Origin of the sequence: Mesorhizobium sp. M7A.F.Ca.US.002.01.1.1, from assembly GCF_004022955.1 — a bacterium.
GTDB classification, from domain to species: Bacteria; Pseudomonadota; Alphaproteobacteria; order Rhizobiales; family Rhizobiaceae; genus Mesorhizobium; species Mesorhizobium ciceri.
In genome coordinates this window covers 1-15,328 of the sequence record NZ_RZQE01000105.1, presented here as the reverse complement: position 1 = coordinate 15,328, position 15,328 = coordinate 1, and the positions used below count along the sequence as shown (strand labels likewise).

The window sequence follows — 15,328 nt, the reverse complement described above, 5'->3', positions numbered from 1 at the left end:
TGATCGCCCAGGTCCAGACCGAGGCGCAGAGCAGGCCGATCATGACCAGCTTGACCACCCAGCTGGCCGAAACGAACAGCGACCAAACCGACAATTGCGCGCCCGGATCGGCGAGTGCGATATTTTCCATCGTTACGTCCTTAAGATTTTCCGGGCGAAGCTGGCGGCTGGCCCCTGGCATCCCTTGTGGTCGGTTCGCACGAAGCTACCGGAACAACCCCAAACTGTGCCGTTGTCGGCCTTTTCAGGGCAAATATTGGTGAAAGGAAGGCGTTCGATAACGCCAATCTTCACCAATCTCTTCATGAACCGTTATGGTTAAGGATGGGTTAGTATATAAGGCGCGGCGCATTGCCACGCCCGCACAGTTGTAACGCCATCATCCAAGCGCGAAGTCGGGATGGGTTGAGATTCAGGTCAGGCCGAGCCGAAAGCGGTGGTTTCCGAGAACCGGAGCGGAGGGTACCTGAAGTACCCGAGCACCGGAAGCGCAGGGAATCACCGTTTGCAGGCCGGCATCACCTGAATATCATCCCACCCGTGGCATGAATGCCGCCACCCATTCCTTGGGAAAGCGCCTTGGGCGGCCATTCTCGCCGATGATCGCCGCCTCGACCTTGGCCTCGACCAGCACCTCGTCGCCGCGCTTGAGCTGTTGCGCCATGAAGATGCGCGCGCCGGAAATCTCCTCGGTGCGGGTGTCGACGGTCAGGATGTCGTCGATCCGGGCCGGGCCGCGAAAGTCGATCTCTATGCGGCGCACCACCCAGACTATTCTTTCGCCATGCTTGCCGTCGGCAAGCTCTGTGTGGTGCACGCCGGTCAGCCTGAGATAGTCGGAGCGGCCGCGTTCGAAGAATTCGAGATAGCGCGCATGATAGACGACGCCGGAGAAATCGGTGTCGGCATAATAGACTCGCGCCATCAGCCGGTGGCCGAACGCCGTCAGCGCACCGGAAAGCCCGGCCAGCAGCGTCGCCGATTCACCATGATCGCCCATTGCGCTTCCTTTTTCAGCCCCGACGAGGCACCTGTTTCCCGCGTGACACAGCATCGGATGGCACTGTTGACGGCGATGATCAAGAGTTTGACGGCGACGCTGTTCGTGTTGGTGGCTTTGGCGCTGCCTGGCCAGACCGCGAAATTCTCGATGAAGCGCGGCCTCAATCTCGACCAGTGGGTCACCTGGCCCGGCGAGGACCAGTGGGGCGACGCCAAGGCCATCCTGCCCTATCCGGAGTGGCGGAAATTCCTTGGGGAGGACGACCTCAAGGCGTTGAAGGATGCCGGCTTCGATTTCCTGCGCATGCCGGTCGATCCATCGCCCTTTCTGTCCGACCAGACCGTGGCCTTGCGTGACGATCTCTATGCCAGCGTGCTGGACTCGGTGCGCATGATCAACCGCGCCGGACTCAAGGTGATCGTCGACATGCACCTGATCCCGGCCGGCGGCAGCCGCAAGATCGGAATGGCTGAAGTGATGGGCGACCCACGGACCTTCGACGCCTATGTCGAGATGGTCCGCAAGATGGCCCGCACGCTGGCCAGCGAAGATCCCGCCCAGGTCGCCTTCGAGCCCATGAACGAACCGATCGTCGACTGCGACAGCGATGGCACCAGCCTGTGGCCGGACCGCCAGCGCAAACTGTTCGCGGCGGCGCGATCCTCGGCGACGAAACTGACCCTGGTGCTGACCGGCGCCTGCTATTCCGCCGCGAGTTCGTTGGAAAAGATCGACCCGAAGACGATTCCGGACGACAACGTCATCTGGACCTTCCATTCCTACGATCCGTTTCTGCTCACCCATCAGGGCGCAACCTGGGCCGGAGACTTCATCCCCTATGTGACTGGCCTGCCCTATCCGTTGACCGCGGTGCCCAAGGCACAGCTCGACGTGACGCTCGACACCATCCGCGCCAGGATCAAGGCCGAGGCGCCATGGACGCGGCAAAGCGGCCTGCTTGCCTATCTTGACGAACAGGTCGCCAGCATGGACAGCCCCGACAGACTGCTCGGCTTGATGGATGCGCCGTTCGAAAAGGTCGAGGCGTGGGCGAGGGCCAACGGCGTCAAGCCTGGAAATATCACGCTGGGCGAGTTCGGCATGATCCGCCAGGAATACGGCAATTCCTATGTGATGCCCGCCGGGTATCGGGCCGCCTATGTCAGGGACATGATCGCGCGTGCCGAAGCACACGGCTTCTCATGGTCGGTGTGGAGCTATGGCGGCGCCTTCGGCATCGTCGATGCCTTCAACGGCGACAAGGCCGAGCCGGACGTGATGGACGCGATCAAATCGCTTCACTGAGGCGATCTGGATTAGCCAAGGTCGATCGACAGGATTTCCGGCCGCATCCCGAAACGCACCGGCAATATGCTGAAACCGAGCCCGCCGGAGACGATCAGATTGCGATCCTTCTCGACGACGTGGCCATAGGCGTAGCGGTTGCCGAAACGCGATGGCACGACCGGCGAATAGCCGAACAGCCGAATTTGTCCGCCATGGGTGTGGCCGGACAGGGTCAGCGAGACGCGCCACGGCACTTTCGGAAAAATATCCGGCTCGTGCGCAAGCAGGATGATGGGCGAGGTGTCGCTGACCTTGGCCAGCGTGCCGTCGAGATCGTCCAGCCCCGTGAAGCCGGCGCGGTCGCTGGTCGGCAGCAGTGCCAGCTGGTCGGCAAGCCCGGCAATCCAGACACCATGCCCATCCTTTTCCAGGCGCACGACATCGTTCTCCAGCACCGGAATGCCGACTTTCTCCAGGGCCTTGCGCGCTACGGTCGGGCCGGCCCCGGCGCGCTGCGCGAAGCCATCTGCCCACCAGTCATGGTTGCCGAGAATCGAGAGCACGCCGAGCGGTGCCTTGAGGTCCGAGAGGGCGGAGGCCCATTGCGACGGCGTCACCGGGCCGGTCACCAAGGGCATGCCGGCGATATAATCGCCGAGCAGGACGATCACGTCCGGCTGCAGGGCATTCGCGTCTTCGACAAGTGAGGCGATCCGCTCCGGCGTCATCCATGGCCGGCAGGCATGGATATCGGCAAGCGCGACGATGCGCAGCTTCAGGCCATCAGGCCAATGCGGCGGCGTTAGCGCATAGCGTTTCACATGCGTCAGCAGCATCGGCTCTATGCCGGCCGCATAGGCGCTGAACGCGGCAACCGACAGAACCGACCCGCCGATGAAGCGCAGGAATCCGCGTCTGGTGATCATTGCATGGCTCCGGCAAACCATCGGGGCGAGATTGCCCCGGGATGGCACCGCCACCAGAGCCGACGAATGCGCCGGCAAACCGGCGAAGCCGAGGATATTTTGCGCAGGCCGCTCACAGATCCTTCGTCGGCCCGGAACCTGCGCCTGATCGCCCGGCCGCTATTCTTCCTGGAACAGGTTGATCTGCTGCTGCGCCAGATCCTTCGGCGCGTCGAGGCCGAGATGGCGCCAGGCATTGGCCGTCAGCATGCGGCCGCGCGGCGTGCGCTGGATGAAACCCTGCTGGATCAGATAAGGCTCGATGATGTCCTCGATGGCATCGCGCGGTTCGGACAGGCCTGCGGCGATCGTCTCGATGCCGACCGGCCCGCCGCCGAAATTGCGCGCGATCATGCTGAGGTACCGGCGGTCGAGCGAGTCGAGGCCGAGCGCATCGACTTCCAGCCGGGTCAACGCTTCGTCGGCGATCTTGCGGTCGACATGGCCATCGCCGGCCACCGAGGCGAAATCGCGCACACGGCGCAACAACCGGCCGGCGATGCGTGGCGTGCCCCGCGCGCGCCGCGCGATCTCCAGCGCGCCGTCGTTGCCGAGCGGCATTTGCAGGATACGCGCGCCACGCCGCACGATCTGCTCCAGCTCCTCGACCGTGTAGAAATTGAGCCGTACCGGAATGCCGAAACGGTCGCGCAGCGGATTGGTCAGCAGGCCAAGCCGCGTGGTGGCGGCGACGAGGGTGAAGCGGGCGAGGTCGATCTTGACCGAGCGCGCCGCCGGGCCTTCGCCGATGATCAGGTCGAGCTGAAAATCCTCCATCGCCGGATAAAGGATCTCCTCCACCGCCGGGCTCAGCCGATGGATCTCGTCGATGAACAGCACGTCGCCTTCCTCGAGATTGGTCAGCAGCGCGGCAAGATCGCCGGCCTTGGCGATGACCGGACCCGAGGTCGAGCGGAAATTGACGCCGAGCTCGCGCGCCATGATCTGCGCCAGCGTCGTCTTGCCGAGACCAGGCGGCCCGACGAACAGCACATGGTCGAGCGCCTCGCTGCGGCTCTTGGCGGCCTCGATGAACACTTTGAGATTCGCCCGCGCCGCCGCCTGGCCGACGAAATCGTCGAGCGTCTGCGGCCGCAAGGTCTGCTCGGCATCCTCGCCGCGTTTTTCCGGTGCAATCAAGCGGGGCGACAGGCTCATGCCGCCTTCCTTGCACACGGCAAGGGGCTGAACAAGCGGCGGCTCACCGCGCAAGTTCCTTCAGCCCGAAGCGAATCAGCTTCGGCGCATCGGCATCCTCGCCCGCCGTCTTCAGCGCCGCCGCCACCGCATTGGCGGCCGTGTCGCGCGAATAGCCGAGATTGACCAGCGCCGAGACCGCGTCGGTGATCGGCGCGGATGCCACGCCGTCGCCGAGCTCCTGTTTCAGGCCGATGGTGCCCGAAGCGGTTCCGGCATAGGCCGGCGCCTTGTTCTTCAGTTCGGTGACGATGCGCTCGGCCACCTTCTTGCCGACGCCGGGTGCGCGAGAAACCATGGCGATGTCGCGCAGCGCAATCGCATTGGCGAGGTCGGCCGGCGCCAGCGTCGACAGGATGGCCAGCGCCACCTTGGCGCCGACGCCGGGAACATTGTTCATCAGCAGCCGGAACCACTCGCGTTCCAGCACTGACTGGAAGCCGTAGAGCCGCAGCATGTCCTCGCGGACATAGGTCTCGATGAACAGCACCACCGCTTCGCCGGGCGAAGGCAGCGCCGCCAGCGTGCGCGCTGAACAATAGGCGACGTAGCCGACGCCATGGATATCGACGAGGCAATGATCCTCGTCGACCTCGTCCAGCGTGCCCTTGAGCTTGCCGATCATTGGACGCAATCCCCGTTAGGGATGAGTATCGGGCGTGATGAGCTCGACATCTGGAAAGTACTTTCTGAAACCTGCGGGATCGCGAGTAAGAATGGGATAGCCTCGGATGGCAGCGTGAGCCCCAATCAAGAAGTCGGGCATCACCTTCTCTCGAGGTCCGCCCAACCGCCGATAGACCGAGAACGCTCTCGACGCAGCAAAGGCCGCCTCGAACGGGAGACTTTCGCGCCGGAACTCGTCTTCAGGCAAGGCATCATCGACATCGTCTATCGCCTCATAGCGCATCGAAAACTCGGCGTAGATAATCTGATTGATGACCAGGCTGCCTTGCTCGAGGGCAGACACCATTTTGGACCACGACCACTTTGACCAGACGGGATCGCGAACGGCGATATCGACAAGCACGTTGGTGTCGACAAGCGTCGCCAAGATTAGCGATCCCGGGTCAAAGCCATGACGGCATCGGCATTCATTGTCTGATCGCCGCTGCCCTCAAGCCGATCGAGCGCAGCAAGAAAACGATCGAGTCTTTCGCGGTCGGCCAACCGCCCCTTGTCATGCTTCGGCGTGATCGTGATCTTGCCGCCCTCGATGCCGAAGATGACTTCGCTGTTGGCGCCAATCCCAAATGTCTCCCGCAGATCCCGTGGGATTGTCACTTGACCTTTGCTCGTCACACGCATGAAACACCCCTTTCTTACAAGTAAGGATTATTCCAACCCGACGAACAAGTCAAGAACATCGCTAACCAGCGAGCGCCATCCGGTAAGCCACGCTTTGCCGGTGATGCGCGTGGCAAATGGCGATGGCAAGCGCGTCGGCGGCATGTTCGGTATCGAAGACGGCTTTCGGCAACAGCACCTTCACCATCATGTGGATCTGCTTCTTGTCGCCATGCCCGACGCCGATCACCGCTTTCTTGACTGCGTTAGGCGCATATTCGGCAACGACGAGGCCGGCACGCGCCGGCACCAGCATGGCGATGCCGCGTGCCTGACCGAGCTTCAGCGTTGCCACCGCGTCCTTGTTGACGAAGGTCTGTTCGACCGCCGCTTCGTGCGGCATGGCGGCATGCAGGACTTCGGCAAGCCCGTCATGCAGCTGGCATAGCCGCGTTGCCAGCGCGGCCTTATCGTCTGATTTCACAGTGCCGGAAGCAATGAAGCGCAGCGAATTGCCGAGGCTTTCGACGATGCCCCAGCCGGTGCGCCGAAGCCCGGGATCGATACCGATGATGCGAATCGCTTCCGCCATTTGCCGAGTTTACCTCCGGCGGACAGCGATGCCAGCGAAATGTGAACAAACCGGAAACAGAAGGCGGACCGCGGTCTAACCCCGAGCGAAAGCCGTGTTGAGCAGGCTGATCTGGTCGGAAACCGGGTTGGGGCGGCGAGCCATCGGTTGCATGTCGACCATGGCGCCGGAGCCATAGATCTCGTCGTCCATGCGGCGCACCAACGCTTGCAGGCGCAGCGAGCGGGTGACGAGGTCGAGGAAATCCTCGGGCAGTTCGGCCCAACCGGCGGCTTCGTCATGGGCGGAAGCGGTGTCGAGGCGCACCTTGGACTTTTCCGATGCCACCTGGTCACGGGTCATCTCGCCGGAATTGGCGGCGCGCTGCAAAAGCAGCCAGGAGGCAACCTGCATCAGCCTGGTGGTCAGCCGCATCGATTCGGCCGCGTAGAGCGTGGCGGCCAGCCGCGACAGCTTCTTCGCCTCGGCCCGGCCCTTGCCGTCGAGATATTCGGCGGCCTGTTCGACCAGACCCATGCCTTCCTGGTAAAGCGGCTTGAAGGATTGCGAGAAAACCCGGCGTTCCGCCAGCTTGACGGTTTTCGCACTGCCCTTCGAAGGCTCGTTCATTGATACGCCCCTGCACTTGCAACCGGCCGATTCGGCTCCCTGCCGATACACCCGGAACCCTATCTGACTGAAGCTTGAAAATGCGCTTCGTCACCGGTGAAGGCAAGCACATGTTTAACAGAAGGTTAACGGCACCCCTGTCGGGCGGCCCCCCTGGGGTGCGGACAAAAAAAGAGAAATCGAGACAAAAAAAGAGCCGCGGATAAGGCGGCTCTCAGGAGTTTAACAGGGAGGCGTCAAACAAAGTGGCTCCAACCACTCGGTAAGAATCCAGATCACTGGATGAACATAGTAAACACCTGTAAAGCTTAATGAAGCCTTAACGGTGCGGATGTTTTTTGACCGAACGCCGCCATACTGTGCCGTAACAGCACAGCACCTCCTGCGTCAGGCTCGGTCAAGCGGTCTTCCAGACCGCCGGCACAGCCTCACCTTCCCTTAGGCTCGGCTCAAGCGGTCTTCCAGACCGCCGGCAAGGCGATGAAGGCGAACAGCAGCATGGCTGCGTAGAAGCCCATCGAGGAGGCCGCCACCAGCGGTTCGATCGCGGCATTGCCGGCAAGCAGGAAATAGAGGCCGATCAGCAGGCCGATGCCGCTGACCGCCGTCAGCCAGAAATGAACTGTGGCGAGCGTCTTCTGCCCGATTGCCGGAAACAAATGGTAGAAGAAGGCGAAGACCGCCGACATCAGCCATCCGGCCACCATCGTGTGGGCGTGGGTCGGCATCTGGCCGTGATCCTGGCTGATCGCCATGTACAGGCCGAGCGCCATGCCGCACAGCGAATAGATGATGGCCAGCGTGAAGAAATTCCGTGCTATCCCTTGCATAATGGTCCCCCGAATTGCCTTTTCCCGCTTGCGGGAATGGGTTGATCGTCAGGCGATTGTTGTCGCCACCGGGCTCCCGGCATTGGCGCACTGATATCGGCAGCGTATCCAGACGATGTCGCGCCAACCCCCTCCCGACGATTCGTACATTAGCAGAAAATCAGATAATGCGTTCACAATCTGCGACCTCGCGCGTTGGCCGTAAGCTGAAACAGAGCCGGATTTTTCGCGACATCGTTCCGAAACAGGCGCCACGCTAAACGCCCGCTCCTATGACGGCCGGCGCAAATCGGCGCCGCCGCAAACCTGACCGGACACTGCAGGAGCAACCCATGGACTGGTACTCGATCGTCAAATTCCTCCACGTCACTACCGCCATTCTGTGGGTCGGCGGTGGCTTCGTACTGTTCCTGCTGGGCATGCTTGCCGAGCGCGCGGGCAACATCGAGGAAAAGCTGCAGGCAATGCGCGCCAGCGGTCAGCTGGGCGGCAGGTTCTTTGCGCCGATGTCGATGCTGACGCTGATCTTCGGCCTCATCATGTGCTGGTTCTGGGTCGGCTTCTCCGATTTGTGGGTACTCATCGGCCTGGCGGGATACGCCACGACCTTTTCGATCGGCATGTTCATCTTCAAGCCGACCGGGGAGCGCATGGGCGCAATGATCGCCAAGGAGGGCGTCACGCCAGAGGTTCTTGCCATCGGCCAGCGCATGATGAGCGCGGCACGTTTCGACTATGCGGTGATGCTGGTGATCATTGCGGACATGGTGCTCAAACCGACCGTGCATGACATCGGCATCCTTGCCGGCATGGTGCTGGTCGTTATGTTCGGCGCGACACTGGCTTTTGGCGGCAACCGTCGTCTGGTGCCAAGCGCCGCCTGACCCCTAATGACGGGGCGGCTGCGCGGCGGCCTTTCTACATCAGGCCGACAATGCCATCCCACAGCAGCTTCAGCGCCACGACCGCGACGGTTGCGTAGGTGAAGGGATAGAAGGTTTCCGGCCGCATGCGGCGCACCAGCCACGCTCCGGCGATGGTCGACAGCGGCGCCAGCGGCATCAGCACCGCCGATGCCGTCAGATTGGCGGTGTCGAACTGGCCGAGCGCGAAATAGGGCACCAGCTTCAGCGCGTTGGTGGCGGCAAAGAAGATCGCTGCGGTGCCCGACAGAACTTTCGGATCGAGACGGATGGGCAAGGCATAGACCTGGAAGGGCGGACCGCCGACATGGGCAACGAAGCTGGTGAAGCCGGCGACCGTGCCCCAGATGGCGGCGGCCACGCGGTTGGGCGCGGCCGCGTGATCGGCGCCGTGGCGGAACTGCAGATAGAGCCAGCGCAGGACGAAGATGATGGCGACGGCGCCAACGATCAGCCGCACCGCCTCTTCGGTCACCAGTGCCGCCGTCAGCCAGCCAAGGCCGATGCCGATGACGGCGCCCGGCATCATGTCGACCAGCATCTTGCGGTCGTAAACGCCCCACCACGTCCACACCGAGACGATGTCCATCAGGCACAGGATCGGCAGCAGGATGGCCGCCGCCTGCACCGGCGGCATGGTCAGCGCCATCAGCGGCACGCCGACGAAACCGACGGCGCCGCCAAAGCCGCCCTTCGACAGGCCGACCAGAATGACCGCCGGAATGGCGGCCGCATAGAACCACGGATCGAGAAGCAGGCCTGACATGGGAGGGGACTGGTCCGGAGGGAAAGCGTGTCGACGCTTGAATAGCCCAGAATGTCGGGCGGAGCGACAGCAAATATGAGCGTGGCGGCCGCACATGCGGGCCGACGCAGGCCTGTGCCTACCGACGCGCCGAGACCAGCAGGAACATCGGCCGCTCGAGCTCTTCCGCCAGTTCGGGTTTGGCCGCGATCTGCTCTGATGTCGGACGGAACTCCTCGACATGCGCGATGGTGAAGCCGGCCTGCAGGAGAGCGTTGAGCGTGGTGCCGATCGTGCGGTGATGTTTCACCACGCCCTTGGCCAGCCAGTCCGTGCTGCGCGGTCCTTCCACCAGATACTGATCGACAGGCCACGTCTTGCGGCCTTCGCTATCGATCACCCAGCCGGGTTTGGTCGGCGCCATGAAGATCGGATGTTCCGTCGAAAAGACGAAATGCCCGCCAGGCGCCAGGGCCCGATACACGGTCCCGAACAGACGCGACACATCCTCGACATAGTGCAAGGCGAGCGAACTGTAGACGAGATCGAAGCTGGCTTCCGGCAGGCTGAGCCGATCGAGATCGGCCGTCTCATAGCTTATCCCTGCATCCGGGCCGGCGGCCCTTGCTCGGGCAAGCATCTTCTCCGACAGGTCCAGGCCAAGCACCTGCGCCGCCCCATGCTCGCGTGCCCAGCGGCAGAACCAGCCGAAGCCGCAGCCGAGATCGACGACCCTCAAGCCGCCGACATCGGGCAGCATCGCGCGCGTTGCCGGCCACTCGGCGGCACCCTCCAGCCCTTCGACCGAACGGCCGAGTTGGCTGTAGCCTGCGAAGAAATCCTCACGGTCGTATATGTTCTGCGCCATGACAGTCTCGGTCTCATTTGGTCGGCACACTAACCAAGCGGCCATCGGCTTTCCACCCGGCTCGATCAGGAGGCATGCAAGACCTTTGCCCTATCCCGAGAAGCAGCCGCGTCGAGCGGTGGCGGCCGCCGCCGGATCGGCTGCGCCTTGATGATGGCGGTGCTTGTCTCCGCCTTGTCGGCGATACGGTCGAGAATCCCGTCGAGATCGCCGATCGAGCGTACGAACAGCCGGGCGACGAAGCAGTCATCGCCCGTTACCTTGTCGCATTCGCCGAATTCGGGGATGTCCTCGATCAGCTTCTGAACGATGTGCAGCTTGCCCGGCAGAGGCCGGATGCGCACGATCGCCTGCAAGGTATAGCCGAGCGCCAGCGGATCGATCTCGACGGTGAACGCCCGGATGACGCCGCGCTCCTCGAGTCGTCGCAGCCGCTCCGAAACGCTTGGCGACGACAGCCCGACCTGGGCGGCCAGATCCTTCAGCGAGGTCCGCGCATCCTTGACCAGGATTTCAAGGAGATTTCGATCGAGATCGTCCAGCATCTTTTTCCTTTTCCCGACAGCTTGGAGCTTTCTCCTAATATAATTAGGCCAATAGGCCATACGCCCTTTCCAATCTGATGGAAAGCTTCGCGACCGCATGAGATTATGGCGGCTCAACCGATACGGAGGTTTGTTGTGAACGAGACAGTACGCGGCACGGTCGAAATGTCCGCCGCAATGGCCATCCTGGGAACGATCGGATGGTTCGTCGTCCTGTCCGGCCAGCCGATCATGGATGTGGTGTTTTGGCGTTGCGCTTTCGGCGCGCTGACGCTGCTCATCATCTGCGCCGGGCTGGGGTTGCTGCGCAACAGGCTGTCGCTGCGCATCATCGGCATCGCCGCGCTCGGCGGCGTCGCCATCGTCGTCAACTGGCTTTTGCTGTTCAGCGCTTTCTCGCGCGCGTCGATCTCGATCGCCACCGCCGTCTACAACACGCAGCCCTTCATGCTGGTCGGCTTCGGCGCGCTCTTCTTCGCCGAGCGGCTGAGCCTGACCAAGCTGACCTGGCTGACCATCGCCTTCGCCGGCATGGTGCTGATCGTGCAGTCGGCTCCCGATGCCGGCCCCAATGCCGGCATGGCCGGCACGGATTATTTCACCGGCATCGTCATGGCATTGGGCGCGGCCTTCTTCTGGGCCGTCGCCGCCATCGTCACCAAGAAGCTCAAGGGCACGCCACCGCATCTGATTGCGCTGATCCAGGTCTGCGTCGGCGTCGTCATGCTGGCGCCGTTCGCCAATCTATCCCGGCTTCCAGCCGATGCCTGGAGCTGGACCATGCTGGCGACGCTCGGCATCGTCCACACCGGCCTGATGTACATACTGATGTACGGCGCCATCCAGAAGCTGCCGACGCATCTGCAGGGATCGCTGTCGTTCATCTATCCCGTCGTCGCCATCCTGGTCGACGTCGTCGCCTTCGGCCATCGGCTGCATCTGAGCCAGGTCGTCGGCGCTACCGCCATCCTGATCGCCGCCGCCGGCATGAATCTCGGCTGGACGCTGTGGAAGGGCAAACCGCCCGTCGCGAGCCCGCACCCGATCAAGTGAAGCGGCCCGCCGGCTGCCCGGCGGATCAAACATCGCGATCCCGGCTGCCCGCCTGTTCAAGGCGGGCACTTTGCTCTATGCCGCAATCCAACCATCTTCGCCCGGCATAGGCGAAACGCGGGACCCGAAGAACCATGAATGAAGCAACGCCCCCCAATCGCTGTCGCATCGTGCTGATCGTGCCGCCCGGCGTGCCGGCGGCCCGTATTGTCACGGCATTCGATGGTGGCGATGTCGCTTCGCTGATCCTGCCCGAGAACGGCATGGATGAAGCCTCGTTCCAGGCTTTCGCCGAACGGATCGTGCCGGCAGCGCAAGCCGCCGGCGTTGCTGTCATCATCGCCGGCGACACCCGCATAGCCGGCCGCGTCCAGGCCGACGGCATCCATGTCGAAGTCTCCAAGGCCGAACTCGCCGAGACGATCGAGCATTTCCAGGCAAAGATGATGGTCGGCACCGGAGGCGCCAAGACGCGTGACGACGCGCTCGAGCTTGGCGAGACGCGGCCAGACTACATTTTCTTTGGCCGCTTCGGCTACGACAACAAGCCCGAACCGCACCCGCGCAACCTGTCGCTCGGCGCATGGTGGGCGGACATGATCCAGATCCCTTGCATCGTCATGGCCGGATCCGACATCGCCTCGGTCGAAGCCGTGGGCGCCACCGGCGCTGAATTCGTGGCGCTGTCGAGCGCCGTGTTCGCCGACGGCACCGACCCCAGGACAGCGGTCGCCACCGCCAACGCGCTGCTCGACGAGACTGCGCCGCGTTTCGAGGACTGAAATGTCATCGGCGACGCTTCCCCTCCAGGCTCTGCTTGCGGTGCTGATGGTCCAGGCGGCGGCCGCGGAGACCATCCCCTTGCCGCAGCCCAAGCCGGAAATCGGCGTCCACACCGATAAGCCGATCGACAAGCCGTTGCCGCAGCCCGCCACCACGGCCGAGCCTGCGCCGCTGCCGTCGGCCGACGCCGTCAATCCCGACCGCTTCGGCGCAAAACCCGCCGACGCGGCCTATGGCGCCTTCCAGCGCGGCCTCTACAAGACAGCTTACAATCTGGCATTGGTCCGGGCGCAAAACGGCGACCCGGCGGCGCAGACCCTGGTGGCCGAGATCCTGTCGCGAGGTCTCGGTGTACCGGTCAATTCGGCGCAGGCGGCGAAATGGTACGCCTTGGCCGCCGAACAGGGTGTGCCGGAATCGCAGTTCCAGTATGCGCTGATGCTGCTCGACGGCCGCTATGTCAAAAAGGATGGAAAAGAGGCCTACGCCCTGATGCAGGCCGCAGCCGAAGCCGGCAACCGGCTGGCGCAATTCAATTTCGCGCAGATGCTGGTCCAGCAGGACCCCGGCGACGCCGGTATGGCCAAGGCGGTCTCCTACTATGAACGCGCCGCTGCGACCGGCCTCGCGGACGCGCAATATGCAATGTCGCAGATCTACGCCAACGGTGTCGGCGGCAAGCCACGCGACGATGCCCAGGCAAGGCGCCTGCTGACGCAGGCCGCAAGGCAGAACTACGACACCGCGCAAATCGATCTCGCCGCCTGGATGATCGAAGGCCGCGGCGGCGCGCGCGACCTGAAATCCGCCTTCGGCTGGATGAAGCAGGCGGCGGAGGGCGGCAATGTTGCCGCCCAGAACCGCCTGGCCAAGCTCTATATGCAAGGCATCGGCACCGATCCGGACCTGGTCCTTGCCGGTGCCTGGTACATCATTGCCCGCCGCGCCGGCCTCATCGATCCGCAGATGGACGACTTCCTGCAGGGGCTGGACGACGACCAAACCAAGCAGGCGCTGCAGAAGGCCAACCGACTGCCTTGACGGCGGTTCTCACGGTCATTGCAAGTGCAACCCCGGCTCCCTTGCCTGGTCGCAACCTGCCCGCTCCCTTGCCTCTTCTGGCGATTTGTGGTCTTGGGAGCCCGAAATCGCTTTCCCAGCGAACATCCCATACCGACGGCGTGGCCGTAGGCATCATTCCGGATCATCTCATCATGGCCAAGATCAATGGCAACGAAATCCGTCCCGGCTATGTCATCGAGCATGATGGCGGCCTTTGGGTGGCGGTCAGGACCAACACCGTCAAGCCTGGCAAGGGCGGCGCCTACAATCAGGTCGAACTGAAGAACCTCATCAACGGCACCAAGCTCAACGAGCGCTTCCGCTCGGCCGAGACGGTCGAACAGATCCGGCTCGACCTGAAGGATTTTTCCTTCCTCTACGCGCAGGAAGACGCCCTGGTGTTCATGGACACCCAGAGCTACGAGCAGCTCGAATTGAACAAGGACTTCGTCGGCGATCGCGCCGCCTTCCTGCAGGACGGCATGATGGTAACGGTCCAGCTCTACGAAGAGCGACCGATCGGCATTTCGCTGCCCGACTATGTGACGCTGACCATCACCGAGGCCGACCCGGTGGTGAAGGGCCAGACGGCGGCATCGTCCTACAAGCCGGCGATCCTGGAGAACGGCATCCGCGTCCTGGTGCCGCCCTTCATCGGCGCCGGCGAACGCATCATCGTCGACACCAACGAAATCACTTACGTGCGCCGCGCCGACTGACGCATGTCGCCCAAAAGTGGCCCGGTTCCGGGTCACCGACATGCATCGAGGCAGAATTTAAAGCGCAGCACCGGGAAAAAGCACTATGGCACGCTCAGCCCTTCTCAACGTCATGGTCCAGGCCGCAATGAAGGCCGGCCGCTCGCTGTCGCGCGACTTCGGCGAAGTGCAGAACCTGCAAGTCTCGATGAAGGGCCCCGGCGACTATGTCAGCCAGGCCGACCGCAAGGCCGAGGACATCGTTTTCGCCGAACTGTCCAAGGCACGGCCCGGCTATTCCTTCCTGATGGAGGAGCGCGTCGTGGTCGAAGGCGACGACGGCCAGCATCGCTGGATCGTCGACCCGCTCGACGGCACCACCAATTTCCTGCACGGCATTCCGCTCTTTGCCGTTTCGATCGCGCTGGAGCGCCAGGGCCAGATCGTCGCCGGCGTCATCTACAATCCGGCGATGGACGAACTCTACACCTGCGAACGCGGCGGCGGCGCCTTCATGAACGACCGCCGCTTGCGCGTCGCCGGCCGCATCAAGCTGGTCGACACGGTCATCGGCTGCGGCATGCCGCATCTCGGCCGCGGCCACCACGGCAATTTCCTCGTCGAGCTGCGCAACGTCATGGCCGAGGTTTCCGGCGTCCGCCGCCTCGGCTCCGCCTCGCTCGATCTCGCCTATGTCGCTGCCGGCCGCATGGATGGCTTCTGGGAAACCGGCCTGTCTGCCTGGGATATCGCCGCCGGGCTGCTTTTGATCCGCGAGGCGGGCGGCTTCGTCTCCGACATGGATGGCGGCCAGGACATGCTCGACAACGGTTCGGTCGTCGCCGGCAACGAGATCATCCAGCGCGCTTTGCTCAAGGTCT

19 protein-coding genes and 1 pseudogene are annotated in these 15,328 nt (G+C 63.2%); 7 read left to right on the top strand and 13 right to left on the bottom strand.

The genetic code is table 11. From position 1 onward, the window contains the following. Both EN932_RS38860 and ybgC read right to left on the bottom strand, forming a co-directional pair. Positions 1–130: pseudogene (locus EN932_RS38860) on the bottom strand (protein TolQ); the annotation flags it as partial. A 399-nt stretch (positions 131–529) separates the two neighbouring features. Beyond that, positions 530–1,000 (bottom strand): tol-pal system-associated acyl-CoA thioesterase, encoded by a 471-nt coding sequence (gene ybgC, locus EN932_RS13350; RefSeq protein WP_127369597.1) that lies wholly within the window; start codon positions 998–1,000, stop codon positions 530–532. A gap of 57 nt (positions 1,001–1,057) precedes the next feature. Here ybgC and EN932_RS13345 point away from each other — a divergent pair, with 57 nt between their 5' ends. Continuing rightward, on the top strand, positions 1,058–2,308 hold the full coding sequence (locus tag EN932_RS13345) for a cellulase family glycosylhydrolase (RefSeq protein WP_127369596.1): 1,251 nt from the start codon (positions 1,058–1,060) through the stop codon (positions 2,306–2,308). Between the two features lie 11 nt (positions 2,309–2,319). On the opposite strand, the gene EN932_RS13340 is transcribed toward EN932_RS13345, so the two are convergent. The 8 genes from EN932_RS13340 to EN932_RS13305 form a co-directional block, all read right to left on the bottom strand. Then, positions 2,320–3,216 (bottom strand): metallophosphoesterase, encoded by an 897-nt coding sequence (locus EN932_RS13340; protein WP_127388456.1) that lies wholly within the window; start codon positions 3,214–3,216, stop codon positions 2,320–2,322. 159 nt (positions 3,217–3,375) lie between these two features. After that, positions 3,376–4,413: a Holliday junction branch migration DNA helicase RuvB gene (gene ruvB / locus EN932_RS13335; RefSeq protein WP_063170357.1), complete on the bottom strand. Its 1,038-nt coding sequence runs from the start codon at positions 4,411–4,413 to the stop codon at positions 3,376–3,378. A 43-nt stretch (positions 4,414–4,456) separates the two neighbouring features. Beyond that, a complete protein-coding gene (ruvA, locus tag EN932_RS13330) occupies positions 4,457–5,077 on the bottom strand; it encodes a Holliday junction branch migration protein RuvA (protein ID WP_013529140.1) in 621 nt (206 codons plus the stop codon). A gap of 15 nt (positions 5,078–5,092) precedes the next feature. Then, positions 5,093–5,506, bottom strand: a complete 414-nt coding sequence (locus EN932_RS13325; protein ID WP_013529139.1) for a type II toxin-antitoxin system VapC family toxin — start codon at positions 5,504–5,506, stop codon at positions 5,093–5,095. Positions 5,507–5,508: 2 nt separating this feature from the next. Beyond that, entirely contained in the window at positions 5,509–5,760 is a 252-nt protein-coding gene (locus EN932_RS13320; RefSeq protein WP_013529138.1) for an AbrB/MazE/SpoVT family DNA-binding domain-containing protein, read from the bottom strand. A 61-nt stretch (positions 5,761–5,821) separates the two neighbouring features. Beyond that, positions 5,822–6,331: a crossover junction endodeoxyribonuclease RuvC gene (ruvC, locus tag EN932_RS13315; RefSeq protein ID WP_013529137.1), complete on the bottom strand. Its 510-nt coding sequence runs from the start codon at positions 6,329–6,331 to the stop codon at positions 5,822–5,824. 75 nt (positions 6,332–6,406) lie between these two features. Then, positions 6,407–6,940, bottom strand: coding sequence for a DUF1465 family protein (locus EN932_RS13310; RefSeq protein WP_013529136.1), 534 nt, complete (start codon positions 6,938–6,940; stop codon positions 6,407–6,409). A gap of 449 nt (positions 6,941–7,389) precedes the next feature. Beyond that, positions 7,390–7,770 carry a hypothetical protein gene (locus EN932_RS13305; protein WP_013529135.1) on the bottom strand — a complete coding sequence of 127 codons (381 nt, stop codon included), beginning with the start codon at positions 7,768–7,770 and terminating at the stop codon, positions 7,390–7,392. 332 nt (positions 7,771–8,102) lie between these two features. Here EN932_RS13305 and EN932_RS13300 point away from each other — a divergent pair, with 332 nt between their 5' ends. Beyond that, complete coding sequence (locus EN932_RS13300) at positions 8,103–8,654, top strand: DUF2269 family protein (RefSeq protein ID WP_064995913.1); 552 nt, start codon at positions 8,103–8,105, stop codon at positions 8,652–8,654. Between the two features lie 34 nt (positions 8,655–8,688). Here the strand turns inward: EN932_RS13300 and EN932_RS13295 are convergent, their stop codons facing one another. The 3 genes from EN932_RS13295 to EN932_RS13285 form a co-directional block, all read right to left on the bottom strand. Beyond that, the gene (locus EN932_RS13295; protein WP_064995914.1) at positions 8,689–9,459 is read right to left on the bottom strand and encodes a sulfite exporter TauE/SafE family protein; all 771 of its coding nucleotides are present in this window, start codon (positions 9,457–9,459) and stop codon (positions 8,689–8,691) included. Between the two features lie 118 nt (positions 9,460–9,577). Further along, positions 9,578–10,306: a class I SAM-dependent methyltransferase gene (locus tag EN932_RS13290; RefSeq protein WP_127368438.1), complete on the bottom strand. Its 729-nt coding sequence runs from the start codon at positions 10,304–10,306 to the stop codon at positions 9,578–9,580. A gap of 65 nt (positions 10,307–10,371) precedes the next feature. Next, a complete protein-coding gene (locus EN932_RS13285) occupies positions 10,372–10,851 on the bottom strand; it encodes an Lrp/AsnC family transcriptional regulator (RefSeq protein WP_127368439.1) in 480 nt (159 codons plus the stop codon). Between the two features lie 135 nt (positions 10,852–10,986). Between EN932_RS13285 and EN932_RS13280 the strand changes: the two genes are divergently transcribed. The 5 genes from EN932_RS13280 to EN932_RS13260 all read left to right on the top strand — a co-directional run. Further along, the gene (locus tag EN932_RS13280; protein WP_027162529.1) at positions 10,987–11,904 is read left to right on the top strand and encodes a DMT family transporter; all 918 of its coding nucleotides are present in this window, start codon (positions 10,987–10,989) and stop codon (positions 11,902–11,904) included. A 134-nt stretch (positions 11,905–12,038) separates the two neighbouring features. Beyond that, on the top strand, positions 12,039–12,686 hold the full coding sequence (locus tag EN932_RS13275) for a thiamine phosphate synthase (protein ID WP_127368440.1): 648 nt from the start codon (positions 12,039–12,041) through the stop codon (positions 12,684–12,686). Between the two features lies 1 nt (position 12,687). Beyond that, positions 12,688–13,728: a tetratricopeptide repeat protein gene (locus tag EN932_RS13270; RefSeq protein ID WP_127366757.1), complete on the top strand. Its 1,041-nt coding sequence runs from the start codon at positions 12,688–12,690 to the stop codon at positions 13,726–13,728. A 173-nt stretch (positions 13,729–13,901) separates the two neighbouring features. Next, positions 13,902–14,468: an elongation factor P gene (efp, locus tag EN932_RS13265; protein WP_013529127.1), complete on the top strand. Its 567-nt coding sequence runs from the start codon at positions 13,902–13,904 to the stop codon at positions 14,466–14,468. 85 nt (positions 14,469–14,553) lie between these two features. Continuing rightward, positions 14,554–15,328, top strand: a 775-nt coding sequence (locus tag EN932_RS13260) for an inositol monophosphatase family protein (protein WP_164890477.1), incomplete at its 3' end; no start/stop codon positions are given.